The organism is Pseudonocardia oroxyli (assembly GCF_900102195.1).
Taxonomy (GTDB): Bacteria; Actinomycetota; Actinomycetes; order Mycobacteriales; family Pseudonocardiaceae; genus Pseudonocardia; species Pseudonocardia oroxyli.
In genome coordinates this window covers 353,741-378,785 of sequence record NZ_FNBE01000001.1, presented here as the reverse complement: position 1 = coordinate 378,785, position 25,045 = coordinate 353,741, and the positions used below count along the sequence as shown (strand labels likewise).

The following is a 25,045-nucleotide window of genomic DNA, read 5'->3' as shown; positions in this document are numbered from 1 at the left end:
GGAACATCTCGGACCCGGGCCGGGTTGACTCCCACATGGCCGACTCGAACAGCGCAACGGTGGAACTGACGACGGAGAACTTCAACGAGGTGGTCGGGAGCGGCGGGACCGTCCTGGTGGACTTCTGGGCGTCGTGGTGCGGCCCGTGTCGCCAGTTCGCCCCCGTGTTCGACGCCGCGGCGGAGAAGCACGAGGACATCACGTTCGGCAAGGTCGACACCGAGGCGCAGCAGCAGCTGGCGCAGGCGTTCGGGATCTCCTCGATCCCGACCCTGATGGCCGTGCGGGAGGGCGTGGTCCTCTACGCCCAGCCGGGCGCGCTGCCCGCCGCCGCGCTCGAGGACCTGATCGGCCAGGTGCGGGACGTGGACATGGACCAGGTGCGCGCCGAGGTGGCGAAGCAGCAGGAGCAGGCCGAGCAGGCCTGACGCTGCGCTCGTGACACTGCGCTCGTGAGGGCCCGGTCGCCCGGTGGGGTGGCCGGGCCTTCTGCGATGCTGGCCCGCATGGACTGGGGAAAGCTGCTGTCACAGGCCGTCGACGTCGGGATGAAGCTGCTCGCGCAGTCCGACGACCAGCCCGCGCGGCCCGCGCCCGCGAACCACGGCGGGGTGCGCAGCGCGCCCACCGCGGACCGCTCGCGGGAGATCGTCTACGCCCCCGAGCTCGACGGTGCCGCGGACCCCGGCGAGATCGTCTGGACGTGGGTGCCGTTCGAGGAGGACCCGTCCCAGGGCAAGGACCGCCCCCTGCTGGTGGTGGGGCGCGGCGGCGGCGACCTGTTGGGGCTCATGCTGTCCTCCCAGCACAAGCGGGACGGCGACCCGGACTGGGTGGCCATCGGGTCGGGGGAGTGGGACCGGGAGGGGCGCGAGTCCTTCATCCGGCTGGACCGGGTCCTGGAGGTCGGCGAGCACGACATCCGCCGCGAGGGCGCCGTCCTCGACCAGCGCCGCTTCGACCGGGTCGCCCACGAGCTGCGCACCCGCTTCGGCTGGCACTGACCGACCCGCGGGTCGGTCAGTTGGGGCTGGAGTCGATGGCGAAGGTGGCGGTCGGGGCCGGGATCGCGCGCAGGTCCCGGAGCAGGCCGCGCTCGCGGGCGAGCAGACGGCGCACCAGGCGCAGGCGCTCCAGCGGGTCCAGCTCCTCCAGCATCGCCTGGCGGTCGGTGAGCGGGAGCAGGCAGTCGGCGGCGAGGACGTGGGGCAGCTCGGCCGGGCCGACCGCCCGCGGCTCCACCCAGTCCTCGGACTTCCACGCGTCCGTGCAGTAGGCCTTGTGCGCCCGCCGCGCCGAGCCCATCAGCATGCGGGTGAGGTCGTCGGACTCCGACGCCTCGGCCGTGTCCGGCAGCCATTCGACCGTGCCGCAGAGGTAGGCGTGGCTGCCGTCGTCGAGGTCGAGCAGGCGGAAGCGGCGGCGTCCCTCGGTAACCACGTCGTAGCGGCCGTCGGGGAGCCTGCGGACGTCGAGCAGCCGGGCCGAGCACCCGACGGTGGCCAGGGCGTCGATGCCGTGGCGGTCGGTGTCGAACCCCTCCCGGACAGCGACGACGCCGAACTCCTTGTTCGGCACCGCACCCGTCACGAGGTCGACCGTGAGCTGCCGGTAGCGCGGTTCGAAGATGTGCAGGGGCAGCGGCGCGCCGGGCATCAGCACCGTCCCGAGCGGGAAGAGCGGGAGAGTCTCTCTGCTCGGCGCGGTCACGCGGTCACCGTACGGCCCGCCGCCGCTACTCGCCTGCCGAATCCCGCACGCCCGGGGGCCGCAGCACCGCCGACGCGTCCGTGACGCGCAGGGCGCGCTCGGTGAACCGGAACACCGCCGCCGGACGGCCGCCCGCCGGACCGGGCGCGGCCGTCTCGCCGGTGGCGGCCAGGACGCCGCGGCGGGTCAGCACGCGCTGCAGGTTGGTGGCCGACACCGGGTGCCCGAGCGCGGCCACGTAGAGGTCGCGCAGCGCCGAGACGGTGAACTCGCGGGGCGCGAGCGCGAACCCCAGGTTGGTGTAGGAGAGCTTGGCGCGCAGGCGTTCCCGAGCGTCCTCGACGATCTCCGCGTGGTCGAACGCGGTCGCGGGGAGCCGGTCGACGGGATGCCAGGCGGTGTCCGGCGGCACGGCGGGATCGACGTCGGACGGGACGAGGCCGAGGAACGCGGTCGCGACCAGCCGCACGCCCGGGACCCGGTGCGGCGCACTGAACACGCCGAGCTGCTCGACGTGGGTGACACCGCGGACGTCGACCTTCTCGGCCAGCTGGCGGCGGACCGACTCCTCGACGTCCTCGTCGGCGCCCAACGCCCCGCCGGGCAGCGCCCAGCGGCCGCGGTCGGGGTCCATGCCGCGCTGCCAGAGCAGCACCTGCAGCTCGTCCGCCCGGACCTGCAGCACGGCCGCGAGCACCTCGTGACCTGTGGCGGCGGGCATGGGCCGCATCGTAGGGGTGCGGGTGCCCGGCGGTCTGCGACGCGGCCTCGAGGTTACGAACAGGTGAGTTCCAGGTCACGTGAACGGTGTCGCGGTGGCCGTGCCGGTGCTACGATCGCCCTGTTTTCGACCAACAGGCGAAAACACCCGGACAGAGGACGAGCCATCATGACGGTGACGGCGGACGTGCAGCAGGGGGCAGGGAGCGGCGCGGACGTGCCGTTCCCCGGATGGGCCGACGAGGTGCGCGCGCTGGCGAAGAAGCGCGGTGCCGTGCTGCTGGCGCACAACTACCAGCTCCCGGCGATCCAGGACGTCGCCGACTTCGTGGGGGACTCGCTCGCCCTGTCCCGGATCGCCGCCGACGTCGAGGCGGACACCATCGTGTTCTGCGGCGTCCACTTCATGGCCGAGACCGCCAAGATCCTCTCGCCCGAGAAGACGGTGCTGATCCCGGACGCCCGCGCCGGGTGCTCGCTGGCCGACTCGATCACCGTCGAGCAGCTGCGGGAGTGGAAGGCCGAGCACCCCGACGCCGTCGTGGTCAGCTACGTCAACACCACCGCCGCGGTGAAGGCCGAGACGGACATCTGCTGCACCTCCTCGAACGCGGTCGAGGTCGTGGCGTCCATCCCGGAGGACCGGGAGGTGCTGTTCCTGCCGGACCAGTTCCTCGGCGCGCACGTCCGCCGGACGCTGGACCGCGAGAACATGCACGTGTGGGCGGGAGAGTGCCACGTCCACGCCGGGATCAACGGCGCCGAGCTGACCCGGCAGGCCGAGACCCACCCCGACGCGGACCTGTTCGTGCACCCCGAGTGCGGCTGCGCGACATCCGCGCTCTACCTCGCGGGCTCGGGCGCCGTCGCGGCGGACAAGGTCAAGATCCTCTCGACCGGCGGCATGATCGACGCCGCGCGTGCCACGAAGGCGAAGCAGGTCCTGGTGGCGACCGAGGTCGGCATGCTGCACCAGCTCCGCCGGGCCGCGCCGGAGATCGACTTCCAGGCGGTCAACGACCGGGCGAGCTGCGGCTACATGAAGATGATCACGCCGGAGGCGTTGCTGCGTAGCGTCCGCCACGGCACCGACGAGGTGCACGTGGACCCGGAGCTGGCCGCGCGCGGCCGGGCCGCCGTCGAGCGGATGATCGCGATCGGGCAGCCCGGGGGTGGGGAGTGAGCACCTGGGAGGCGTCGGCCGACCTCGTCGTGGTCGGCAGCGGTGTCGCGGGGCTCACCGCCGCGCTCGACGCCGCCGAGGCCGGGCTGCGCGTGGTCGTCGTGACCAAGGACGCGGTGTCCGAGGGCAGCACCCGCTGGGCCCAGGGCGGCGTCGCGGTGGTGCTCGGCGACATCGCGGGCGACACCGTGGAGGCGCACGTCGCCGACACCCTGGCCGCGGGCGGCGGGCTGAACGACGAGGCCGCCGTCCGGGAGATCGTCAGCGCCGGACCCGCTGCGGTGCAACGCCTGCGGGCGCGCGGCGCCCGGTTCGACGCCCGCGGTGCACAGCTGGACCGCACCCGGGAGGGCGGACACTCGGCCTTCCGCGTGGTCCACGCGGGCGGGGACGCGACCGGCGCCGAGATCGAGCGGGCGCTCGTCGCGGCGGCCCGCCGCGACCGGGGCGGCCCGACCATCCTCACCGGGCACGTCGCCGTCGACGCCGCCAAGGACACCTCGGGCGCGGTCGCCGGCCTGCACGTGCTCGACGACGCGGGCAGGCCCGGCCTGCTCCGCGCGCCCGCCGTCCTGCTCGCCACCGGTGGGTACGGACAGCTCTACGCCAGCACGACCAACCCCGCGACCAGCACCGGGGACGGGGTGGCGCTGGCGCTGCGGGCCGGTGCGGCCGTCGCCGACCTGGAGTTCGTGCAGTTCCACCCGACCGTGCTCTACACGGGCCCGGCCGTCGGTCGTCGCCCGCTGGTCACCGAGGCGGTCCGCGGGGAGGGTGCGGTCCTGCGCGACCGGACCGGCACCCGGTTCATGGTGGGGCAGCACCCGCTGGCCGACCTGGCCCCGCGGGACGTCGTGGCCGCCGCCATCACCCGGCGGATGGCCGAGACCGGTGCGGACTGCATGTACCTCGACGCCACCGAGCTGAGCGGCTTCGCGAGCCGCTTCCCGACGGTGTACGCGTCCTGCCTCGAGGCGGGCGTCGACCCGCTGCGGGAGCCGATCCCGGTCACCCCCGCGGCCCACTACGCCTGCGGCGGCGTGGTCGCCGGTGTCGACGGCCGGACCGCGGTCCGCGGGCTGTACGCGGCGGGCGAGGTGGCCCGGACCGGGCTGCACGGGGCGAACCGGCTGGCGTCGAACTCGCTGCTGGAGGGCCTGGTCGTCGGCGAGCGGGTGGTCCGTGCGGTGCTGGCGGACCGGGACCTGCCGCGGGGTGGCGCGCTCGTCGGGGCCGCGCCCGCGGTGGGGGTCGCGGACCGGGGGGTGGTGCAGCGCGCGATGAGCGCGTTCGCCGCCATCGGGCGGGACGCGGGGGGCCTGGCCACGGCGTCGGACGTCGTGGAGCGGGCCACGCTGCTCGCCACCCCGCTCGACCGGACGGGCGTGGAGGACGCGGCGCTGACCCTGCTCGCGCAGGCGGTCCTCGCGGCGGCCGGCACGCGCCGGGAGAGCCGGGGCTGCCACGTGCGCACCGACTTCCCCGCGCGGGACGACGTCTACCAGCGGGCCTCCCTGGAGATCAGGTTGGACGCGGCGGGTCGCCCCGTCGTGGCGGCCGAGGCGGTGGCGGCATGACCGCGCTCGCCGCCGGGGTGGGCGGCGCGACCGAGATCGGCGTGCCGGACCCCGAGGACCTGGCCCGCGTGGTGCGGACCGCGCTCGACGAGGACCTGCGCTACGGCCCCGACGCGACGACGGCGGCGACCGTGCCCGCGGACGCCGTCGCCGTGGGGTCCTTCACCCCGCGCGCGGCAGGGGTGCTCGCGGGGATCCCGGTGGCCCGGGCCGTCCTGGATCTCGTGGTGCCGGAGTACACGCTGGTCAGTGAGCTGTCCGACGGGTCGCGGCTGGTCCCGGGGGAGCCGGCGCTCGTCGTCGAGGCGCCGGTGCGGGCGCTGCTCACCGCCGAGCGCACGGCGCTGAACCTGCTGTGTCACCTGTCCGGCGTCGCGACCGCGACCGCGCAGTGGGTGGACGCGGTGGCGGGTACGCCCGCGCGCATCCGCGACACCCGCAAGACCCTGCCCGGCCTGCGGCTGCTCGAGAAGTACGCGGTGCGCTGCGGGGGCGGGGTGAACCACCGGCTCGGCCTCGGGGACGCCGTCCTGATCAAGGACAACCACGTCGCGGCCGCGGGCTCGGTCGGCGCCGCCCTGGAGGCTGCGCGCCGGCACGCGCCGGAGCTGCCCTGCGAGGTCGAGGTGGACTCGCTGGAGCAGCTCGACGAGGTGCTCGCGCTGGGCGCCGAGCTCGTCCTGCTGGATAACCTCACCCCGGCGCAGACCGCGGAGGCGGTGCGGCGCAGGGGATCCGCGGCCACGCTGCTCGAGTCCAGCGGTGGGCTCGTCCTGGCGAACGCGCGGGAGTACGCGGAGACGGGCGTGGACTTCCTCTCGGTGGGGGCCCTGACCCATTCGGTCACGGCCCTGGACCTCGGGCTCGATCTCTAAACCGGTGGCGCCGTCGTCGTACGGTGGACACCCGTGAGCACCGACACGCGGATCCGGGCGGCGATGGCCAACTGCACCAAGGGCGAGGCGACCCGGATGGTCCTGCCCGCGGAGATAAGGGCCCTGGACCTCGACACGCTCGCGGACGTCGTCGGGTGGCGGGACGCCAAGGCCCCGGACAAGGCCGTGCTCCTCGTCCCCGGGGACGTGGAGCCGGTCGGGATCGCCCTGCGGGCGGCGGCCAACCCGGTGGGGGCCACGGCGATGTGCGCCTTGTGCCGCACCACCCACGGTCCCGGCGGTACCTCGCTGTTCAGCGCGCCGCGCGGGCGCGGCGGGGACAGCGTCGGCACCTACGTCTGCAGCGACCTGGGCTGCGCGCGGCACATCACGGTCCAGAAGGCCACGGCGGCGCTGCGCCCGGCGCCGGGCCTGTCGGTGGAGGAGCGGCGCGCGGGTCTGCGGGAGCGGGCGGCCGCGTTCGCCGCCCAGGTGACGGCACCGAGGTGAGCGCCGAGGTGAGCCTCGGCCCCCTGCGGAGCAGGATCAACCGCGGTGGGGTTCATCTCGGTACGAGGCCTCAGTAGGGCGCGAGCTGGAGGACGGGTCGACCCGACACCGCGGCGTCGCGGGCGAAGGCGGCGAGCTCGGAGAGCTGCTCGCCCAGGGCGTCCGGTTCGCCGTGGCCGATGGCCGCCGACCAGCGGGCCATGATCGGCGGGGCGGTGCGGGGCGTCATCTCCGCCAGGACCTCGAGGGCCGCGGCGGGCACCCGGGTGACGATCACGCCGGCGTCCGCCTCGACGGCGAGCAGCCCGGCGGGGGCCCTCGGGTCGTCCGGCTCGGTGTCAGTCAGCGCGGCGTACAGCGCGGCCAGCTCGGTGCGGCGCAAGGGGATCGAGAGGTGCGGGAGGTCGTCGAACTCGCCCGCGGCGATGCCCTCCGCCGCGTCCTCGGCGGCCAGGAACCAGTCACTCATGCCAGGAGCTCCTTCTGCATCGGGGCGGGGAAGCGGACGGTGAACCGGACGTCGCCGAGCAGGGCCTCCAGCCGTCCGGCGGCGGACTCGACCTCGTGTGCCGCTTCGGATCCGACGTCGGTGAGCAGCCGGGTGGCGATCGTCCCGTCCCGGCGCTGGGCCCACCCGCCGACGACGGCCCCGTCCACCCAGATCGTCGGGCCGCCGTTGCCGTTGCGGTCGAAGAGGTGGGGGACGAGCTCGTCGGCGAGGTAGTGGTCGCGCCGCCTCCAGCCCATCGTCGTGGGGTCGAGGCCGGGGAGCAGGGCGACGGAGGGCTGCGGCGCAACGGGTTCGGTGTCGTCCGGGAGCACGTACCCGGCGGTGGTCTCGACGGCGTCCACGTCGGTGAGCGCGGCGGTCGTGGTCGCGACCGTCCAGCCCGCCCACCACCTCAGGTCGTCCCGGGTGGCGGGCCCGAACGCGCGCAGGTAGGCCCGCGCGAGCCCGGCCGCCGCGGTGCGCCTGGGCAGCGGCTCGCCCACGCCGCCCGCGATCCAGGAGTCCGCTGCGGCCCACCGGTACTGCCCGTTGATCCAGGTGCCGGTCGGGCGCGCCCGCAGGACCTCGCCGTCGAAGCCCATGACGAGCAGCACCCGGCTGTGCAGGGGGGACTCGCCGGGCCCGATCGGGACCGGGGTGGTGAGGTGGGGCAGCCGCAGGCCCACCTCGCGGGCGGGCAGCGGCCCCTCGGCCGCGAGGAGGTCGTGGATCTCGCCGCGCGCCCGCGCGTAGGTGTCCGCGGGATAGCCGCCCGCGGCGAGCTGGCCGGCCAGGTTCCGGTGCTGCACGGCCGCGACGTCCACCGTCGCCGCATGGTGCGCCAGCCGTGCGTGGGCGGGCCCGAACACCCAGAGCGTGCGGCGCATGGCGTGGTGCCGCAGCAGGGTGCGGTCCTCGTAGAGCGCCCGGTCGACCGGGTCCAGGGCCGGGGTGGCCATGCGGGCCGCGGCGCTGAGGTAGACGCTGACGGGGTCGGTCGAGTGCAGGCACACCAGGTCGTCGACCAGCGCGGACAGGTCGTCGGTCCGCGCCGCGGGGCTCAGCCGGTGCCGCGCCGTGAGCCGGGCCCGCCGCTGCGCGACGTCGATCGGGAGCACGGGGCGATCGTCTCAGGCGGGCAGCGGTGTGGTCCGGTCCGGGCGCACCTGTGGACAACTCGGGCCGTCGGGGCCGCCACGGTGCGGTCGGGGTCGGGGCGCCACGTAGTCTGAGGGCCATGTCCAGCCGGATCCTGAGGCGACTCGACCTGCGCTCCGAACCCCTGCCGCGCCCCGCCGTCCTGCGCGGCATGCTGCCGCGCGCGGAGGTGGATGTCGACGCGGCGCTGGAGGCCGTGCGGCCGATCGTCCATGCGGTCCGGGACCGGGGCGTCGAGGCGGCGCTGGAGGCGACCGAGCGGTTCGACAAGGTCCGCCCGGCCACGGTGCGGGTGCCCGCCGTCGAGCTGGAGAAGGCGCTCGCGGAGCTCGACCCGGCGGTCCGCCGGGCGTTGGAGACCTCGATCGCCCGGGCGCGGAAGGTCCACGAGGAGCAGCGCCGGGCGGACGTCGTCACGCAGGTGGTGCCGGGGGGCACGGTCACCGAGCGGTTCGTGCCCGTGCGCCGGGTCGGGCTCTACGCCCCCGGCGGCCTGGCCGTGTACCCGTCGTCGGTGATCATGAACGTGGTGCCCGCGCAGGCCGCGGGGGTCGAGTCGCTCGTCGTCGCCTCCCCGCCGCAGGCCGAGTTCGGCGGCCTCCCGCACCCCACGATCCTCGCGGCGGCCGCGCTGCTCGGGGTGGACGAGGTGTGGGCGGTCGGCGGCGCCCAGTGCGTCGCGCTGCTGGCCTACGGCGGCACGGATGTCGACGGTGGCGAGCTCGAGCCGGTCGACATGGTCACCGGTCCCGGCAACATCTACCTCACCGCGGCCAAGCGCATGCTGCGCGGCCTGATCGGGATCGACGCCGAGGCGGGCACCACCGAGATCGCCGTGCTGGCGGACGGCGGGGCGGACCCGGTGCACGTCGCCGCAGACCTCATCTCGCAGGCCGAGCACGATCCGAACGCGGCGTCGGTGCTGGTCACGGACTCGGATGCGCTGGCGGACGCGGTGGACGCCGAGCTGGAGCGCCAGGTCGCGGCGACGAAGCACACCGAGCGGGTGCGCACCGCGCTGTCCGGCCCGCAGTCGGCCACGATCCTGGTGCGGGACGTGGTCGAGGGCGTCGCGGTAGTGGACGCCTACGCCGCCGAGCACCTGGAGATCCAGACCGCGGACGCGCGCGCGGTCGGGGCCCGGGTGCGCAACGCCGGGGCGATCTTCATCGGTCCGTACGCCCCGGTCTCGCTCGGCGACTACTGCGCCGGGTCGAACCACGTGCTGCCCACCGGCGGCTGCGCCCGGCACTCCGGCGGGCTCTCCACCAGCACGTTCCTGCGCGGCGTGCACGTCGTGGAGTACACCGAGGAGGCGCTGCGCGAGGTGGCGGACCAGGTGGTCACCCTCGCCACCGCCGAGGACCTGCCCGCCCACGGCCAGGCGGTCACGGCGAGGTTCGGGTGGGCGGGAGCGAGGCGGTGAACGTGCGTCTCGAGGACCTCCCGCTGCGGGAGTCGTTGCGGGGGAAATCGCCCTACGGCGCCCCGCAGCTGGACGTGCCGGTCCGGCTGAACACCAACGAGAACCCGTACCCGCCGCCCCCGGAGCTGGTCGCGGACGTCGCGGCGGCGTGCGAGGAGGCGGCACGCGAGCTGCACCGCTACCCGGACCGGGACGCGGTGGCGCTGCGCACCGACCTGGCGGAGTACCTGACGCGCCAGACCGGGGTGCCCCTCGGGGTGGCGAACCTGTGGGCGGCGAACGGGTCGAACGAGATCCTGCAGCAGGTGCTGCAGGCCTTCGGCGGTCCGGGGCGCACCGCGCTGGGCTTCGTGCCGAGCTACTCCATGCACCCGATCATCAGCTCGGGCACGCAGACGGACTGGCTGGAGATGCCGCGCCGGGCGGACTTCTCGATCGACGTCGAGGCGGCACAGCTCGTGCTCAAGGAGCGCGCGCCGGACGTCACGTTCCTGACCAGCCCGAACAACCCCACCGGACAGTCGATCGAGCCCGCGGACCTGGCGCTGCTGATCGAGGCGGCGCCGGGCATCGTCGTGGTGGACGAGGCGTACGCCGAGTTCTCCGCGCACCCGTCCGCGACCACGTTGCTGGCCACGCACGGGCACAAGCTCATCGTGTCGCGCACGATGAGCAAGGCGTTCGCCTTCGCGGGCGGGCGGCTCGGCTACCTGGCGGCGGCCCCCGCGGTGGTGGACGCGCTGCAGCTCGTGCGGCTGCCCTACCACCTGTCGGTCCTCACCCAGGCCGCCGCGCGGGCCGCGCTGCGGCACGCCGAGGCCACCCTCGGCTCGGTCGCCCTCCTGGCCGCGGAACGGGACCGGGTCGTTCCCGCGCTGCAGGCGCAGGGCCACACCTGCGTCACGAGCGATGCGAACTTCGTGCTGTACGGCCGCTTCGCCGACGCGCCGCGGGCCTGGCGCGCCTACCTGGAGCAGGGGGTGCTGATCCGGGACGTCGGCATCCCCGGCTTCCTGCGGGTCACGATCGGCACGCCCGAGGAGAACGACGCGTTCCTGGCCGCCGCCGCAGCGGTCGTCGCACAAGGAGAAGTGGCATGAGCAGGGTCGGGCGCGTCGAGCGCGTCACCAAGGAGTCCAAGGTCCTGGTCGAGATCGACCTGGACGGCACCGGGCAGGTGTCGGTGTCCACCGGCGTGCCGTTCTTCGACCACATGCTGGACGCGTTCGGCAAGCACGGCGCCTTCGACCTCACCGTGCAGGCCGAGGGTGACGTCCACCTCGACGCGCACCACACCGTCGAGGACACGGCGATCGTGCTGGGCCAGGCACTGCGCCAGGCGCTGGGGGACAAGAAGGGCATCCGCCGCTTCGGCGATGCCTGGATCCCGATGGACGAGGCGCTGGCCCAGGCCGTGGTGGACGTGTCGGGTCGCCCGTACACGGTGCACACCGGAGAGCCCGAGGTGATGCAGGGGTTCGTCGTCGGCGGGCACTACCCGACCGTGCTGAACCGGCACGTCTTCGAGTCCCTGGCCTTCCACGGCCACCTCGCGCTGCACGTCCGGGTCCTCGACGGTCGGGACCCGCACCACGTCACCGAGGCCGAGTTCAAGGCGATCGCCCGGGCCCTGCGCGCCGCCACCGAACCGGACACCCGCATCACCGGCATCCCGAGCACCAAGGGCGCGCTCTGACCCGCCCCCTCCTCGCGAACGGCGCGTCGGCTCACCCGGTGCGAGCGAGCGCGCCGTTCGCGTGTGGGGTCGTGGTTCGGAATCGGTGGGGCGGGCTGGTTTAGGCTGGGGGTGTGTCGCGGATCGTCGTGTTGGACTACGGGTCGGGGAACCTCCGCTCGGCCGAGCGCGCGCTGCGCCGGGTGGGGGCGGACGTCACCGTCACCTCGGACTTCGATGCGGCGTGCGATGCGGACGGGCTGGTCGTCCCCGGTGTCGGTGCGTTCGCGCACTGCATGGAGGGGCTGAACGCCGTCCGCGGACCGCAGATCATCGGCCGCAGGCTGGCCGGGGGGCGTCCGGTGCTCGGGATCTGCGTCGGGATGCAGGTGCTGTTCGAGCGCGGCGTCGAGTTCGGCGTCGAGGCGGACGGCTGCGGCGAGTGGCCGGGCACGGTCGAGCGGATCAAGGCGGACGTGTTGCCGCACATGGGCTGGAACACCGTGCGCGCCCCGTCGGGCAGCACCCTGTTCGCCGGGCTGGACGCGGACACCCGCTTCTACTTCGTGCACTCCTTCGGCGTGCGGCGCTGGGAGCTCGAGGAGTCCCACGCGATCCGGCCGCCGCTGGTCACCTGGGCGCACCACGGCGAGGACTTCGTCGCGGGCGTCGAGAACGGGGCGTTGTCGGCCACGCAGTTCCACCCCGAGAAGTCCGGGGACGCCGGGGCGCAGCTGCTGCAGAACTGGCTGCGGGACGTCGTCGGGTGACCGACCCGATCCAGCCCGCGGCCCGCAAGCCCGCCGCGCAGCGGAAGCCCGCGGCGCGGAGGAAGCCGGCCGCGAAGCCCCGGACGCGGAAGCGGGCGAGCACCCGCAAGCGCGCCTCCACCGCGAGCACCGCGGGCGCGGCCGTGGGCACCGCGCTCGCCGCGATCCTCGTCGCCGCGCTCGCCGACCTGCCCTGGTGGGGCTGGGTCCTGCTCGCGGTGGTCGTGGCCGTGGCGATCGTGGGCTACCTCGTGGCGAAGGCCCGGGCCCGCGCCGCCGAGCAGCAGGATCCGCCCTCCGAGTGACCTGCGGTCAGCTCGCCTCGTGCGATCGCACCGAGACGAGCGTGCCGTCCGCGGGGGCTTCGAGGTACCCGGACTCGCTGAACCCAGCGGGCCCGTGCGCGCGGGGGACGGGGCGGCGCGGGCTCGCTGAGCCTCGGGGGATCGGTGAGCTGCAGGTCGTCGACCAGCTCGCGCAGTTCTTTCGAGGGTGCGGGCCCGCAGCGCGGCCGCCGTCCGGTCGCGGTGCTCGGTCCCGTCGAGCCGGCCCTCCTCGAAGGCCTTGTCGAGGACGCGGCACAGGGCGTCGCGGTCGGCGTCGCGCGCGGGTGCGGGAGCTGGGCACGCGCGGATCGTCGAGGCCCCGCAGGTAGGCTCGACCGGTGAGTTTCACGCTGCTTCCCGCTGTGGACGTCGCCGACGGGCAGGCCGTGCGCCTGGTCCAGGGCGAGGCCGGTACCGAGACCTCGTACGGAGCGCCGCGGGACGCCGCGCTCCAGTGGCAGCGCGACGGCGCGGAGTGGATCCATCTCGTCGACCTCGACGCCGCGTTCGGCAAGGGCTCCAACGCCGCCCTCCTCGCGGAGGTCATCGGCGAGCTGGACGTGAAGGTCGAGCTCTCCGGCGGCATCCGGGACGACGAGTCGCTGGCCCGCGCCCTGTCCACCGGCTGCGCCCGGGTGAACCTCGGCACCGCCGCGCTGGAGAACCCCGCCTGGTGCGCCAAGGTGTGCGCCGAGCACGGCGAGAAGATCGCCGTCGGGCTGGACGTGAAGATCTCCGGCGGCGAGCACCGGCTCGCCGCCCGCGGCTGGACCCAGGACGGCGGTGACCTCTGGGAGACCCTGGCGCGCATGGACCGCGACGGGGTCAGCCGCTACATCGTCACCGACGTCTCCCGGGACGGCACGCTGACCGGCCCGAACGTCGAGCTGCTCACGCAGGTCGCGGCGAAGACCCCGGCGCCGGTCATCGCGTCCGGCGGGATCTCCGAGCTCAAGGACCTCACCGCACTCGCCGAGACCGGTGTGATCGAAGGCTCGATCGTCGGCAAGGCGCTCTACGCGGGCCGGTTCACCCTGCCCGAGGCACTCGCGGCGGTGCGCTAGTGGGCGTCGCGGTCCGCGTCATCCCCTGCCTGGACGTCGACGCGGGCCGGGTCGTGAAGGGCGTCAACTTCCAGGAGCTGCGAGACGCGGGCGACCCGGTCGAGATGGCCGCCGTCTACGACGCCGAGGGGGCGGACGAGCTCACGTTCCTGGACGTCACGGCGTCGTCGGGGGAGCGGGCGACCATGATCGACGTGGTGCGCCGCACGGCCGAGCAGGTCTTCATCCCGCTGACCGTCGGCGGCGGCATCCGCACCCCGGAGGACGTCGACCGGATGCTGCGCGCCGGCGCGGACAAGGTGTCCGTCAACACCGCGGCCATCGCCCGGCCGGAGCTGCTGGGCGAGATGGCGCGCCGGTTCGGCTCGCAGTGCATCGTGCTGTCCGTGGACGCGCGCCGGGTGAAGGAGGGCGCGCCGACTCCGTCGACCTTCGAGGTCACCACCCACGGCGGCCGCACGGGCACCGGGATCGACGCCGTGGAGTGGGCGGCGCGGGGCCAGGAGCTGGGCGTGGGGGAGATCCTGCTCAACTCGATGGACGCCGACGGCACCCGCGCGGGCTTCGACCTCGAGCTGATCGAGAAGGTGCGCCGGGTGGTGGACGTGCCGGTGATCGCGTCGGGCGGGGCGGGGGCGCTCGAGCACTTCCCACCCGCGATCCGCGCGGGGGCGGACGCGGTGCTCGCGGCGAGCGTGTTCCACTTCGGACAGCTGCGGATCGGTGAGGTCAAGGACGTGCTGCGCGCGGACCACGTGGAGGTCAGGTGAACCGGGTCGAGAGCTCGGCGTTGGACCCGGCGATCGCGGCCATGCTCAAGCGGAACGCCGACGGGCTGGTCTGCGCCGTGGTGCAGGACGCGGAGACCAAGGACGTCCTGATGGTCGCCTGGATGGACGACGAGGCGCTGCACCGCACGCTGACCACCCGCAAGGGCACGTACTGGTCGCGCAGCCGCGAGGACTACTGGGTCAAGGGCGAGACGTCCGGGCACACCCAGTACGTCCACGACGTGCGGCTCGACTGCGACGGGGACACCCTGCTGGTCCTGGTCGACCAGGAGGGCGCCGCCTGCCACACCGGCGACCGCACCTGCTTCGACGCCGACTCCCTCTTCTGACCCGCATTATGGAACCTTACTGCGAAATGAAGCGCTTCAATTTCGCAGTAAGGTTCCATCATGCGCTTCAGGGGGACATGACCCAGCGGATGCCCGCGGTGATCGCGGTGCCCGCGCCGCGGACGACCGTGGCCTCGGCCAGCGGGAGGTAGGGCAGGCGGAGGGGCAGTCTCGCCCACCTCGGCAGCAGCCCCACCGCGGCCGCCGCGAGCAGGGCGTACGGGGCGCGGGCGGCGCGGGCGAGTGGCGGGTGGAGCAGCAGGAACCGCGCCGCGGACCGGGCCTCCGCCGTGCCCTCCAGCTCTGGGCGGAACCGGTCCAGGCGCTCCGCGAGCGCGGCCTCGGTCTCCGGTGGGTCGAGCACGCCGAGCTCCCGGGCCACGCGGGCGGTGTCGGCGACGTACCCGTCCCGCTCCGCCTGGTCCAACGGCCGTGAGCCGTACCGCTGGTGCGCGCGCAGGAAGCTGTCGATCTCCGCGACGTGCACCCACTCCAGCAGGTGCGGGTCACCCGCGGAGTAGGGCCGCCCGTCCGGCGCGGTGCCCCGGACGACGGCGTGGACGGACTTGATCCGCTCGATCGTCTCGCGGGCCTCGGCGTCCGGCCCGAACGTGGTGGACGCCAGGAAGTAGCTGGTGCGCGCGAGCCGCCCCCACGGGTCTCCGCGGTACCCGGAGTGGCCCGCCACCCCGGCCATGGCCAGCGGGTGCAGCGACTGCAGCAGCAGCGCGCGGAGCCCGCCGACGAACATCGACGCGTCCCCGTGCACCCGCCGGATCGGCCGGTCCTCGGCGAACCAGCGCGGTCCCGGAGCGTCATGGATCCGCTCCCGGCGCGAGGGCCCCTCGTCCCCGGCCACCTTCTGGAAGACGTCCGCGCCCAGCCGGGCCCGCAACGCCGCGACCTGCTCTCGCACCACCACACCCCCATGATGCGCGGGCCCCCGCACCCCGGCCACTCGTCCTGCGGCGCCCCGCTACTCCAGCAACCCCCTGATGTCCTCCGCGCTCAGCGCCGACCCGAAGAGGGCGCCCTCGTCCATCACCCCGCGGAACAGCCCCGCCTTGCGCTCGGCCAGGGCCCGGACCTTCTCCTCGATGGTGTCCCGGGCGATGAGCCTGCGCACGATCACCGGCCGGGTCTGCCCGATGCGGTGGGCCCGGTCGATCGCCTGGGCCTCGACGGCGGGGTTCCACCACGGGTCGAGCAGGAAGCAGTAGTCCGCCTCGGTGAGGTTGAGCCCCGTGCCGCCCGCCTTGAGGCTGATCAGGAACACCGGGTCGGCGCCCTCGGTGAACCCGCGCACCACCCGTCCCCGGTCGCGCGTGCTCCCGTCCAGGTACGCGTACCCGATGCCGGCCCGCTCGAGCCGATCCCGGACGTGCGCGAGGAACCCGGTGAACTGGCTGAACACCAGCGCCCGGTGGCCGCCCGCGACCACCTCGCGCAGCTCTTCGACGAGCACCTCGAGCTTCGCCGCCCCGGCGGACTCGTGCTCCGGGTCGACCAGGCCGGGGTGCAGGCTGAGCCTGCGCAGCAGGGTGAGCGAGCGCAGGATCGTGAACCGGTGCCGGTCCACGTCGGCGACCAGACCCAGCACCTTCTGCCGCTCCCGCTGCAGGTGCCGCTGGTAGAGCCTGCGGTGGGCCGGGTCCAGGTCCACCCACACCGTCTGCTCGGACTTCTCCGGCAGCTCCGCGGCCACCAGCTCCTTGGTGCGGCGCAGCATCAGCGGGCGGACCCGGCGGCGGAGCCGGGCGAGCAGCTCGGCACCGCTCGGCCCGTCCGGCGGGGCGGCGGACCGCTCGATGGGCCGGACCCAGTCCTCGCGGAAGCGGGTGGGGCTCGGGAACAGCCCCGGAGCGGTGATCGAGAGCAGTGACCAGAGCTCCATCAGGGTGTTCTCCATCGGCGTCCCGGTGATCGCCAGCCGGAACCGGGCCGGGGTCCGGCGGGCGCACTGGTACACCTTGGACTGGTGGTTCTTGGCGAACTGCGCCTCGTCGAGCAGCAGCCCGGACCACTGGCGCCCGGCGTAGGCCTCGGTGTCGAGCCGGAACAGGGTGGCCGAGGTCACCACCAGGTCCGCGCCGTGCACCACCTCCTCCAGCGACCGGCCCCGAAGGGTGTCGGTCACCGCGACGACGTGCAGCCCGGGGGCGAACCGCGCGGCCTCGGCGGCCCAGTTCGGCACCACGCTGCTCGGCGCCACGATGAGGAACGGCGGCGCGTGCGGCTCCGCCTCGCGCGCGTGGCAGACCACCGCGAGCGACTGGAGCGTCTTCCCCAGCCCCATGTCGTCCGCCAGGATCCCGCCGAGCCCGTGGCGCCACAGGAAGGCCAGCCAGGCGAACCCCTCCCGCTGGTAGGGCCGCAGCTCCGCGCGCAGGCCCGCGGGCGGCGGGACCGGCTCCACACCACCCGCGGCCAGCAGCCCGCCCACCTGCCGCTGCCACGCCGCCGACTGCTGCTCGACCACCCCGAGCGCGGCGAACTCGGCCCAGAGACCGGCGTGGAAGCGGCTGATCCGCAGCGGCCCGGGACGGTCCTGCAACGAGCGCGCCTCCTCGATCAGCGCGCGGAGGGCGGCGAGCTCGGGCTTGTCCAGGGCGAAGTACGCACCGTCCGGCAGCAGGAGGTGGGTCTGGCCCACCGACAGCGCCGAGAACACCGACTCGAAGGGCACCTCGCGGCCCTCGACGGTGATCGTGACGCCGAGGTCGAACCAGTCCGTCTCCCCGGGCCGGTCCGCGGTGCCGACCGCGATCCGCAGCGAGTCCCCGGCCTCCCGGTACCCGACGGCCTCCCCGCTGCGCTCGACCACCAGCCCGTCGAGCCCCTCCAGCAGCGGGAGGGTCTCGGTGGTGAATCGCATGGTGTCGAGCCCGGCGCGGTGCTCCGCGCGGGGCACCAGGTCCCGGTCGGCGAGCGCAACCAGCGCCGCCGCCTCCGCCGCCGCGTCCCGGAAGCCGTGCTCGGGGCGGGCGCCGAGCGGGGTGCGGACCTCGACACCGTCGATCGTGTACGCCCACTCCCAGTCCACCGCGAGCGCGTGCTCGGCGCCGTAGTCGGCGCGGACCACCAGGGTGGGCCCGGAGATCGCGGGCGGCACGAACGCGCCGTCCGACGAGCCGACCTCGGCGATCGCGCGCAGCCGCGGGTAGAACTCCGCCGTGAACCGCTCCCGGTCCGCGGCCGGGACCTCCAGCGTGCGCCGCTGCAGGACCAGGCCCCGCAGGGTCGACGGTGCGGGCCGGGCCAGCCGGACGAGCTGCACCGGCCAGTCCGCGGGCCCGGCCGACCGCGCGGACACCGGGTCGGTGCACACGACCCCGTGGCCCTCCCGGCCCAGGAACAGCACCGGCACCGCGTCCTCGACGCCGCGCAGGACCGGCCGCAGCGACAGCCCCGCCCCCTGCGCGGTCGCGTCGAGCTCCAGGGTGCCCTCCCGGTGGGCGCCCACCCGGCCGAGCCCCTTCCGGGTCTGCAGCAGCGGGATCCCCAGGGCCTCCGCCTCGTCGAGCAGGGTCCACAGCCGCGGCCCGACGACCGCGAGGTCGATCGTCTTGTCCTGCACCGCGTAGTACGAGGCACCGCCGCGGGCGGCCACCCGGGTGAGCGCGTAGAGCTCCTGCAGCAGCCGCACCTGGTCGGAGCGGTGGTCCCACCCGAGGTGGGCGGCGCTGTCCAGTCTCGTCCAGGTCAGCCCGCCCGCGACCCACCCGGAACGCCCCGGCCGCCGCAGCCGCGCGAGCAGCCGCCGCTCCGCCCGCCTGCCCGGCGGCGGTGGGCCCACCCCGAGCTCGAGCGCCAGCGGGACGCCCTCGGCGGGGTCCCCCGAGCCGACGAGGGCGTGCAGGTCCCGCTCCCACGACGGCGGGGAGGCCCGCTCGGGCCCGCCCGCCACGTGGTAGGCCAGCGCGGCGGCGTGCAGGCAGTTCGGCGCCGTGTAGCAGTCGCAGTCCCCGAAGTCGTACGCCGCGCCACCACCGGGCCGACGCATCAGGTACACGGTCACCCGCCAGGTCCCCGCGCGATCGCGCACGCGCCCGTGCACGGTGAACTCCGCCTCGTCCCAGGCCGCCTCCAGGACGGTGCCCGCCACCGTGCGCCCCGCCGCGGCGCGCACGGGACCCACGACCTCCTCGACCGTGTCCAGGACCAGGCCCTCGACCAGCACGTGCTCCATGCGCCACCTCCACGGATCGACCTCGCGAGCGACGCTAGCCCGGTCTGCCGACACTTCCCGGCGGACTGCCCGAGTTGTCCACAGGCCCGCCCAGGGGGCCGGTCAGGTACCCCTGCACCGTCGGCCCGACGGCGGCGACGATCGGCCCGTGCCCGCCGGTCGCCAGCGGCTCGAGCTCGACGACGTACCGGACCAGTCCGATCCCGATCATCTGCGCCGCGACGAGCGCCATCCGCTCGTCGTGCCGGTCCGGCGAGACGGCCCGCACCACGGGCCCGAGGATCGTCGAGGCCACGAACTCGCGCATCATCCGCGCCGCGGCCGGGTGCGAGGCGACGCTGCGCAGCAGGGTGATCAGCGGTCCGCCGGAGGCCAGGTCCCAGACCCGCAGGAACGTGGCGACCAGCCGCTCGCCCACGCCGTCGGGACCACCCGCGACGACCGCCGCGATCAGCGCCGACGGGTCGACGGGGACCTCCAGGGACGCCGTGAACAGCGCGCCCTTGCCGCCGAACCAGTGGTTGACCATGGCGGCGTCCACGCCTGCGCGTTCGGCGATGCGTCGGACGGTGGCGCCGTCGTAGCCCTTCTCGTTGAACTCGAGGCGGGCGGCCTCGAGCAGCGCCGCCCGGGTGTCCTCGCCCGACGTGCGCCTGCCCCGCCGACGAGTGGTCACGGCCCCATCTTCTCCCGCGGTGCGGGGCGCGCGAGAATGGGGCGCATGACCAGCACCGCGCCTGCGCAGTCCGCACTGGGAGCGGTCTCCCCGACCCGCGACGAGTTCCGTGCCCTCGCCGCGAACCACCGGGTCATCCCGGTGACGCGCCGGCTGCTCGCCGACGACGAGACCCCGGTCGGGGTGTACCGCAAGCTCGCGGGCGGCCGCTCCGGCACCTTCCTGTTCGAGTCGGCGGAGAACGGGCGATCCTGGTCGCGGTGGTCGTTCGTGGGAGCGCGCTCGGCCGCAAGCCTGACCACGATCGACGGCGAGATCCACTGGACGGGCGAGGTGCCCGAGCACCTGCCCACCGACGGCGACGTGCTCGACGCCGTCCGCGAGATCGTCGAGGAGCTGCGCAGCGAGCAGCTGCCCGGCATGCCGCCGCTCACCGGTGGGCTGGTCGGCTACCTGGGGTACGACGTCGTCCGGCGGATCGAGCGGATCGGCTCGGCCGAGAACCCGCCCGTGGACGACCTGGTGCTGCCCGAGCTCGTCCTGCTGCTGGCCACGGACCTGGCCGCCGTGGACCACCACGAGGGCACCATCACGCTGATCGCCAACGCGATCAACTGGGACGCCACCGACGAGCGGGTCGACGAGGCCTACGACGACGCCGTCGCCCGGCTGGACCGCATGACCGCCGAGCTGGCGGCGCCCGCGCCGTCCACGGTCGCGGTGTTCAGCTCGGCCGCGCCCGACTTCGTACGCAAGCGGACCCAGGCCGAGCACTTCGCCGCCGTCGAGGTCGCCAAGGAGCAGATCCGGGCGGGCGAGGCCTTCCAGATCGTGGTGTCCCAGCGGTTCGAGATGGACTGCCCGGCCGACCCGCTCGACGTCTACCGGGTGCTCCGGACCACCAACCCGAGCCCGTACATGTACCTGCTCAGCCTGTCCGACGCGTCCGGCGGCGCGCCCTTCACCATCGTCGGGTCGAGCCCCGAGGCGCTGGTCACGGTGGTCGACGGGCAGGCGACCACGCATCCCATCGCGGGCACCCGCTGGCGTGGCGCGACCGAGGAGGAGGACGAGCTCCTCGAGAAGGACCTGCGCCACGACGAGAAGGAGCGCTCCGAGCACGTGATGCTCGTGGACCTGGGGCGCAACGACCTCGGACGGGTCTGCGAGCCGGGCACGGTGAAGGTGCGGAACTTCTTCTCCGTCGAGCGCTACAGCCACGTGATGCACCTGGTGTCGACCGTGACCGGGAGGCTGCGCGCCGACTGCAACGCCGTCGACGCGGTGCTGTCCTGCTTCCCGGCGGGGACCCTGTCCGGTGCCCCCAAGGTGCGCGCCATGCAGGTGATCGACGAGCTGGAGCCCACCCGCCGCGGCCTCTACGGCGGGATCGTCGGGTACCTGGACTTCGCGGGCAACGCCGACACCGCGATCGCCATCCGGACCGCGCTGGTCCGCGAGGGGCGGGCGTACGTGCAGGCGGGTGGCGGGATCGTCGCCGACAGCGACCCGCAGGCCGAGGACGACGAGTGCCTGAACAAGGCCCGCGCGGTGCTGTCCGCGGTGGCCACGGCCGTGACCCTCCGCCGGCCCGCCGGTGCGACCTCGCAGACACCGTGACCCGGGGCAGGCTGTTCGGGCTGGTCGCGCTCGCGCTGCTGCTCGGTGCGGGCGGGTTGTGGGGCTCCACGAGGCTGGACTGGGCGTCCACCACGGTGCAGGTCACCGGGCACGGCGCGGTGGGGGACGTCCCGTTGGCCGTGACCGGGACGCAGGTCGCGCCGGTGCTCGTCGGGCTCGCCGTGATCGCGGTGGCCGGCGTGGCGGCGGCGATCGCGCTGTCCGGCATCGCGCGCCGGGTCCTCGGGGTGATCGTCGCCGCGGCGGGCGTGGGCGGGGTGGTGCTCGCAGTGCGGGCGTGGGTGGACCCGCCGAGCGCGGACGAGATCCCCCGGCTCGTCGGCAGCGCCGCGGGTGGTGCCGCCGCGGCGCCCGGCGCCACCGTGGCGACCACCGCGGCACCCCTGCTCGCGGTCGCGGGGGGCCTCCTCGTCGTCGCCGGCGGGGTACTGCTCCTCCTGGCGGACAAGAGGTTGCCGCGAATGGGGGCCCGGTACGACGCCCCGGGGACGAGTCGCCCGGTCGATCCCGAACGCACCGCGTGGGACGAGCTGGACTCCGGCGTGGACCCGACCACCGAGGGTGCGTTCTCCCGCTCGGACCGGGCTGATTAGAGTGCCTCAGCAACGCCCGACAGGCACGGACTCGGAGGGGAGCCGACCGGTGAGTGTGCTCGACTCCATCGTGGACGGTGTGCGCGAGGATCTCGCGGTCCGTGAGGCCGCGGTCGACTTCGCGGAGATCAAGCGTCGCGCCGCCGCGGCGGCCCCGCCCAAGGACGTCATGGCCGCCATGAAGGAGCCGGGCGTCGGGGTGATCGCGGAGGTGAAGCGGCGCAGCCCGTCGAAGGGCGCGTTGGCGACCATCCCGGATCCCGCCGTCCTCGCGAAGGCCTACGCGGACAACGGTGCGCGGGTGATCTCCGTGCTGACCGAGCAGCGGCGCTTCGGCGGCTCGCTGGACGATCTGGCCGCCGTCCGCGCCGCCGTGGACGTCTGCGTGCTGCGCAAGGACTTCATCGTCACGCCCTACCAGGTGCACGAGGCCCGCGCGTACGGCGCCGACCTCGTCCTGCTGATCGTGGCGGCGCTGGAGCAGCCCGTCCTGGAGTCGCTGCTCGACCGGGTGGAGTCCCTCGGGATGACCGCGCTGGTCGAGGTGCACACCGAGGAGGAGGCGGACCGCGCGCTGGAGGCGGGCGCGAAGCTCATCGGGGTCAACGCGCGCAACCTGCACACCCTCGAGGTGGACCGCGGCGTGTTCGGGCGGATGGCCCCCGGCCTGCCCAACGACGTCCTGCGGGTCGCCGAGTCCGGCGTCCGCGGCCCCGGCGACCTGCTGACCTACGCGGGCTGGGGAGCGGACGCGGTGCTGGTCGGCGAGGGTCTGGTGACCAGCGGGGACCCCGGCGCGGCGGTGCGGGCCCTGGTGGCTGCGGGCTTCCATCCGTCGTGTTCCAGAATGGTGCGGTGACTGTTCAGGCATCTGCGGGCATCGAGACCCCCTCGGGACATGAACCCGACGAGCGCGGCCATTTCGGCCGGTACGGGGGTCGGTGGGTGCCCGAGGCGCTGGTCGCAGCCCTCGACGAGCTGGAGGCGGCCTACGAGAAGGCCCGCCACGACCCGGAGTTCCTCACCGAGCTGGACCGGCTGCAGCGGGACTACGTCGGCAGGCCCTCGCCGCTGACGGACGTGCCGAAGCTCTCGCAGTACGCGGGCGGGGCGCGGATCCTGCTCAAGCGCGAGGACCTCAACCACACCGGCTCACACAAGATCAACAATGTGCTGGGCCAGGCACTGCTCACCAAGCGGATGGGCAAGAAGCGGGTCATCGCCGAGACGGGCGCCGGCCAGCACGGCGTCGCCACGGCCACCGCGTGCGCGCTGCTGGACCTGGAGTGCGTCGTCTACATGGGCGAGGTCGACACCCGCAGGCAGGCGCTGAACGTGGCTCGCATGCGGCTGCTCGGCGCCACCGTGGTCCCGGTCAAGACCGGCTCGCGCACGCTCAAGGACGCCATCAACGAGGCGTTGCGGGACTGGGTCACGAACGTCTCCGAGACGCACTACGTGCTCGGCACGGTCGCCGGGCCGCACCCGTTCCCGCAGATGGTGCGGGACTTCCACCGGGTCATCGGTCTGGAGGCGCGCGCCCAGATGCTCGAGCGGTGCGGCAGGCTGCCCACCGCCGTGGCCGCCTGCGTCGGCGGCGGGTCGAACGCGATCGGCATCTTCCACGCCTTCCTCGACGACCCCGGCGTCCGGCTCGTGGGCTTCGAGCCGGGTGGTGACGGCGTCGAGACCGGCAGGCACGGCGCCACCCTCTCCGAGGGGTCGCCGGGCGCGTTGCACGGCGCGATGAGCTACCTCCTGCAGGACGAGGACGGGCAGACCGCCGAGTCGTACTCGATCTCCGCGGGGCTGGACTACCCGGGCGTCGGGCCCGAGCACGCGCTGCTCAAGGACATCGGACGGGCCGAGTACCAGCCGGTCACCGACGCCGAGGCGATGGAGGCGTTCGCGCTGCTCTGCCGCACCGAGGGGATCATTCCGGCGATCGAGTCCGCGCACGCCGTGGCCGGTGCGCTGCGGCTGGGTCAGGAGCTCGGGCCGGACGCGGTCATCCTCGTGAACCTGTCCGGTCGCGGGGACAAGGACGTCGACACCGCCGCGAAGTGGTTCGGCATGATCGGCTCGGACGAGTCCGCCGAGTCGGCGGACGGGACGGCGATCGCCGAGGGCGTCGTGCAGGAGCCTGCCGGGTCGTTCGCGGACGCCGGGAGCGAGACCGAGGGGATCCAGGCGTGAGTGTCGCCGACGTGTTCGCCGCGTGCCGGGCCGAGGGGCGCGCCGCGCTGGTGGGCTACCTGCCCGCCGGCTACCCGACCGTGGACGAGGGGGTGGAGCTGCTCACCGCGATGAGCGAGGGCGGCTGCGACCTGCTCGAGATCGGCGTGCCGTACTCGGACCCGGTGATGGACGGGCCGACGATCCAGGCCGCCGCCGACACGGCGCTGGCCAACGGGTTCCGGCTGCGGGACGTGTTCACCACCGTCGAGCGGGTGACCGCGGCGGGTGGCAACTGCGTGGTCATGACCTACTTCAACCCGGTGCTGCGGTACGGCGTGGAGCGGTTCGCCGCGGACCTCGCGGCCGCCGGGGGACTGGGCATGATCACCCCGGACCTCATCCCGGACGAGGCCGACGAGTGGCTCGTCGCGTCCGAGAAGCACGGGCTCTCGCGCACCTTCCTGGTCGCGCCGAGCTCCACCGAGGAGCGGATCGCGTCCACCACCGCGGCCTCGAGCGGCTTCGTCTACGCCACCTCGGTGATGGGGGTCACGGGCGCGCGGGACTCCGTGAACTCCGCCGCCGGGCAGATCGTGGGCCGCACCCGCCCGCACACCGCGCTGCCGATCGGCGTCGGGCTCGGGGTGCGCAACGGGGAGCAGGCGGCGGAGATCGCGGCCTTCGCGGACGCGGTGATCGTGGGCTCGGCCTTCGTGACCGCGGCCGAGCAGGGCGGCGCGGACGCGGTGCGCGCGCTGGCGCAGGAGCTGGCGGCGGGCGTGGCGAGCGTGGGTCGGGTCCAGCCGGCCTGATCCTCTCGGGTGCCTTTGCAGTGTCGGCGGATGCGCACCTGCGGTTGCAGTGTCGGCGGATGCGCACGGGCGGGCCGGGGCGGTGGTGCGGGCGGGTGCTTTGCAGTGTCGGCGGATGCGCACGGGCGGGCCGGGACGGTGGTGCGGCAGGTGCTTTGCAGTGCCTGCGGATCCGCATCACCGCCGCCGCCGTGCGGATCCGCTGACACTGCAAACGCACGGCGGGGGTGGTCGTGTGGGCCGGTGCTTTGCAGTGTCGGCCGATGCGCACGGGCCGGAGTGGTGAGGCCGCCGGGTCCTGTGCACTGCCTGCGGATCCGCACCACCATCGCCACCACCACCACCGTGCGGA

Annotated in this window: 26 protein-coding genes and 1 pseudogene; 19 read left to right on the top strand and 8 right to left on the bottom strand. The window is 74.4% G+C overall.

From position 1 onward, the window contains the following. Window positions 1-35 precede the first annotated feature (35 nt). Together trxA and BLS43_RS01860 are read left to right on the top strand one after the other, a co-directional pair. Entirely contained in the window at window positions 36-428 is a 393-nt protein-coding gene (gene trxA, locus BLS43_RS01865; protein ID WP_093075579.1) for a thioredoxin, read from the top strand. Window positions 429-506: 78 nt separating this feature from the next. Then, complete coding sequence (locus tag BLS43_RS01860; RefSeq protein WP_245707240.1) at window positions 507-1,004, top strand: type II toxin-antitoxin system PemK/MazF family toxin; 498 nt, start codon at window positions 507-509, stop codon at window positions 1,002-1,004. Window positions 1,005-1,020: 16 nt separating this feature from the next. Here BLS43_RS01860 and BLS43_RS01855 read toward each other — a convergent pair whose 3' ends face one another. Next, entirely contained in the window at window positions 1,021-1,710 is a 690-nt protein-coding gene (locus BLS43_RS01855) for an LON peptidase substrate-binding domain-containing protein (protein ID WP_281245801.1), read from the bottom strand. 25 nt (window positions 1,711-1,735) lie between these two features. Continuing rightward, entirely contained in the window at window positions 1,736-2,431 is a 696-nt protein-coding gene (locus BLS43_RS01850) for an NUDIX hydrolase (protein ID WP_093075575.1), read from the bottom strand. A gap of 168 nt (window positions 2,432-2,599) precedes the next feature. Here BLS43_RS01850 and nadA point away from each other — a divergent pair, with 168 nt between their 5' ends. The 4 genes from nadA to BLS43_RS01830 are packed head-to-tail and all read left to right on the top strand — an operon-like array spanning window position 2,600 to window position 6,575. Further along, entirely contained in the window at window positions 2,600-3,613 is a 1,014-nt protein-coding gene (gene nadA / locus BLS43_RS01845; protein WP_093075572.1) for a quinolinate synthase NadA, read from the top strand. Next, the gene (locus BLS43_RS01840) at window positions 3,610-5,190 is read left to right on the top strand and encodes an L-aspartate oxidase (protein WP_093075569.1); all 1,581 of its coding nucleotides are present in this window, start codon (window positions 3,610-3,612) and stop codon (window positions 5,188-5,190) included. Before nadA ends, BLS43_RS01840 begins: the two co-directional genes overlap by 4 nt. Continuing rightward, window positions 5,187-6,065, top strand: coding sequence for a carboxylating nicotinate-nucleotide diphosphorylase (nadC, locus tag BLS43_RS01835; RefSeq protein WP_093075566.1), 879 nt, complete (start codon window positions 5,187-5,189; stop codon window positions 6,063-6,065). The genes BLS43_RS01840 and nadC overlap by 4 nt, the downstream gene beginning before the upstream one ends. Window positions 6,066-6,098: 33 nt before the next feature. Continuing rightward, window positions 6,099-6,575: an FBP domain-containing protein gene (locus BLS43_RS01830; RefSeq protein ID WP_245707239.1), complete on the top strand. Its 477-nt coding sequence runs from the start codon at window positions 6,099-6,101 to the stop codon at window positions 6,573-6,575. Window positions 6,576-6,645: 70 nt separating this feature from the next. Here the strand turns inward: BLS43_RS01830 and BLS43_RS01825 are convergent, their stop codons facing one another. Together BLS43_RS01825 and BLS43_RS01820 are read right to left on the bottom strand one after the other, a co-directional pair. Continuing rightward, entirely contained in the window at window positions 6,646-7,044 is a 399-nt protein-coding gene (locus BLS43_RS01825) for a hypothetical protein (protein ID WP_093075562.1), read from the bottom strand. Further along, a complete protein-coding gene (locus BLS43_RS01820; RefSeq protein ID WP_093075560.1) occupies window positions 7,041-8,183 on the bottom strand; it encodes a winged helix DNA-binding domain-containing protein in 1,143 nt (380 codons plus the stop codon). Before BLS43_RS01820 ends, BLS43_RS01825 begins: the two co-directional genes overlap by 4 nt. 131 nt (window positions 8,184-8,314) lie before the next feature. On the opposite strand from BLS43_RS01820, the gene hisD reads away from it, so the two are divergent. The 5 genes from hisD (at window position 8,315) to BLS43_RS01795 (ending at window position 12,399) form a co-directional block, all read left to right on the top strand. Further along, window positions 8,315-9,649, top strand: a complete 1,335-nt coding sequence (gene hisD, locus BLS43_RS01815; RefSeq protein ID WP_093076111.1) for a histidinol dehydrogenase — start codon at window positions 8,315-8,317, stop codon at window positions 9,647-9,649. After that, window positions 9,646-10,749 carry a histidinol-phosphate transaminase gene (locus BLS43_RS01810; RefSeq protein ID WP_425438519.1) on the top strand — a complete coding sequence of 368 codons (1,104 nt, stop codon included), beginning with the start codon at window positions 9,646-9,648 and terminating at the stop codon, window positions 10,747-10,749. Before hisD ends, BLS43_RS01810 begins: the two co-directional genes overlap by 4 nt. Further along, complete coding sequence (hisB, locus tag BLS43_RS01805; RefSeq protein ID WP_093075554.1) at window positions 10,746-11,345, top strand: imidazoleglycerol-phosphate dehydratase HisB; 600 nt, start codon at window positions 10,746-10,748, stop codon at window positions 11,343-11,345. Before BLS43_RS01810 ends, hisB begins: the two co-directional genes overlap by 4 nt. Window positions 11,346-11,458: 113 nt before the next feature. After that, on the top strand, window positions 11,459-12,094 hold the full coding sequence (gene hisH, locus BLS43_RS01800) for an imidazole glycerol phosphate synthase subunit HisH (protein ID WP_093075551.1): 636 nt from the start codon (window positions 11,459-11,461) through the stop codon (window positions 12,092-12,094). Next, window positions 12,091-12,399 carry a hypothetical protein gene (locus BLS43_RS01795; RefSeq protein ID WP_093075549.1) on the top strand — a complete coding sequence of 103 codons (309 nt, stop codon included), beginning with the start codon at window positions 12,091-12,093 and terminating at the stop codon, window positions 12,397-12,399. Before hisH ends, BLS43_RS01795 begins: the two co-directional genes overlap by 4 nt. Before the next feature lie 195 nt (window positions 12,400-12,594). Here the strand turns inward: BLS43_RS01795 and BLS43_RS31930 are convergent. Next, window positions 12,595-12,729: pseudogene (locus BLS43_RS31930) on the bottom strand (DUF1707 domain-containing protein); the annotation flags it as partial. A 29-nt stretch (window positions 12,730-12,758) separates the two neighbouring features. On the opposite strand from BLS43_RS31930, the gene priA reads away from it, so the two are divergent. The 3 genes from priA to hisI are packed head-to-tail and all read left to right on the top strand — an operon-like array spanning window position 12,759 to window position 14,604. Next, window positions 12,759-13,484 carry a bifunctional 1-(5-phosphoribosyl)-5-((5-phosphoribosylamino)methylideneamino)imidazole-4-carboxamide isomerase/phosphoribosylanthranilate isomerase PriA gene (gene priA, locus BLS43_RS01785; RefSeq protein WP_093075546.1) on the top strand — a complete coding sequence of 242 codons (726 nt, stop codon included), beginning with the start codon at window positions 12,759-12,761 and terminating at the stop codon, window positions 13,482-13,484. Further along, the gene (hisF, locus tag BLS43_RS01780; protein WP_093075543.1) at window positions 13,484-14,254 is read left to right on the top strand and encodes an imidazole glycerol phosphate synthase subunit HisF; all 771 of its coding nucleotides are present in this window, start codon (window positions 13,484-13,486) and stop codon (window positions 14,252-14,254) included. The genes priA and hisF overlap by 1 nt, the downstream gene beginning before the upstream one ends. Beyond that, on the top strand, window positions 14,251-14,604 hold the full coding sequence (gene hisI / locus BLS43_RS01775) for a phosphoribosyl-AMP cyclohydrolase (RefSeq protein WP_093075540.1): 354 nt from the start codon (window positions 14,251-14,253) through the stop codon (window positions 14,602-14,604). The genes hisF and hisI overlap by 4 nt, the downstream gene beginning before the upstream one ends. A gap of 67 nt (window positions 14,605-14,671) precedes the next feature. Here hisI and BLS43_RS01770 read toward each other — a convergent pair whose 3' ends face one another. Genes BLS43_RS01770 through BLS43_RS01760 form a run of 3 tightly spaced genes read right to left on the bottom strand, consistent with a single transcriptional unit; the run spans window position 14,672 to window position 19,469 of the window. Then, window positions 14,672-15,526 (bottom strand): oxygenase MpaB family protein, encoded by an 855-nt coding sequence (locus tag BLS43_RS01770; RefSeq protein WP_218129678.1) that lies wholly within the window; start codon window positions 15,524-15,526, stop codon window positions 14,672-14,674. A 54-nt stretch (window positions 15,527-15,580) separates the two neighbouring features. Next, entirely contained in the window at window positions 15,581-18,793 is a 3,213-nt protein-coding gene (locus tag BLS43_RS01765; RefSeq protein ID WP_093075537.1) for a DEAD/DEAH box helicase, read from the bottom strand. Window positions 18,794-18,827: 34 nt separating this feature from the next. Continuing rightward, window positions 18,828-19,469 (bottom strand): TetR/AcrR family transcriptional regulator, encoded by a 642-nt coding sequence (locus BLS43_RS01760; RefSeq protein ID WP_093075532.1) that lies wholly within the window; start codon window positions 19,467-19,469, stop codon window positions 18,828-18,830. 36 nt (window positions 19,470-19,505) lie between these two features. Between BLS43_RS01760 and BLS43_RS01755 the strand changes: the two genes are divergently transcribed. From BLS43_RS01755 to trpA, 5 genes are read left to right on the top strand one after another with little or no spacing between them, the layout of a single operon-like run. Then, complete coding sequence (locus BLS43_RS01755) at window positions 19,506-21,089, top strand: anthranilate synthase component I (protein WP_425438518.1); 1,584 nt, start codon at window positions 19,506-19,508, stop codon at window positions 21,087-21,089. Continuing rightward, window positions 21,086-21,703, top strand: a complete 618-nt coding sequence (locus BLS43_RS01750) for a Trp biosynthesis-associated membrane protein (RefSeq protein ID WP_176921127.1) — start codon at window positions 21,086-21,088, stop codon at window positions 21,701-21,703. Before BLS43_RS01755 ends, BLS43_RS01750 begins: the two co-directional genes overlap by 4 nt. Before the next feature lie 49 nt (window positions 21,704-21,752). Continuing rightward, window positions 21,753-22,562, top strand: a complete 810-nt coding sequence (gene trpC / locus BLS43_RS01745; protein WP_093075522.1) for an indole-3-glycerol phosphate synthase TrpC — start codon at window positions 21,753-21,755, stop codon at window positions 22,560-22,562. Further along, on the top strand, window positions 22,559-23,899 hold the full coding sequence (gene trpB, locus BLS43_RS01740; RefSeq protein ID WP_245707238.1) for a tryptophan synthase subunit beta: 1,341 nt from the start codon (window positions 22,559-22,561) through the stop codon (window positions 23,897-23,899). Before trpC ends, trpB begins: the two co-directional genes overlap by 4 nt. After that, entirely contained in the window at window positions 23,896-24,693 is a 798-nt protein-coding gene (gene trpA, locus BLS43_RS01735) for a tryptophan synthase subunit alpha (protein ID WP_093075519.1), read from the top strand. The genes trpB and trpA overlap by 4 nt, the downstream gene beginning before the upstream one ends. Window positions 24,694-25,045 lie beyond the last annotated feature (352 nt).

Excerpts from the sequence above, each read along its gene's own strand:
- BLS43_RS01825 (WP_093075562.1), bottom strand. The coding sequence starts at position 7,044 with ATGAGTGACTGGTTCCTGGCCGCCGAGGACGCGGCGGAGGGCATCGCC.
- nadC (WP_093075566.1), top strand. The coding sequence starts at position 5,187 with ATGACCGCGCTCGCCGCCGGGGTGGGCGGCGCGACCGAGATCGGCGTG.
- hisB (WP_093075554.1), top strand. The coding sequence starts at position 10,746 with ATGAGCAGGGTCGGGCGCGTCGAGCGCGTCACCAAGGAGTCCAAGGTC.
- BLS43_RS01850 (WP_093075575.1), bottom strand. The coding sequence starts at position 2,431 with ATGCCCGCCGCCACAGGTCACGAGGTGCTCGCGGCCGTGCTGCAGGTC.
- BLS43_RS01755 (WP_425438518.1), top strand. The coding sequence starts at position 19,506 with ATGGGGCGCATGACCAGCACCGCGCCTGCGCAGTCCGCACTGGGAGCG.
- BLS43_RS01860 (WP_245707240.1), top strand. The coding sequence starts at position 507 with ATGGACTGGGGAAAGCTGCTGTCACAGGCCGTCGACGTCGGGATGAAG.
- nadA (WP_093075572.1), top strand. The coding sequence starts at position 2,600 with ATGACGGTGACGGCGGACGTGCAGCAGGGGGCAGGGAGCGGCGCGGAC.
- trxA (WP_093075579.1), top strand. The coding sequence starts at position 36 with ATGGCCGACTCGAACAGCGCAACGGTGGAACTGACGACGGAGAACTTC.
- BLS43_RS01765 (WP_093075537.1), bottom strand. The coding sequence starts at position 18,793 with ATGGAGCACGTGCTGGTCGAGGGCCTGGTCCTGGACACGGTCGAGGAG.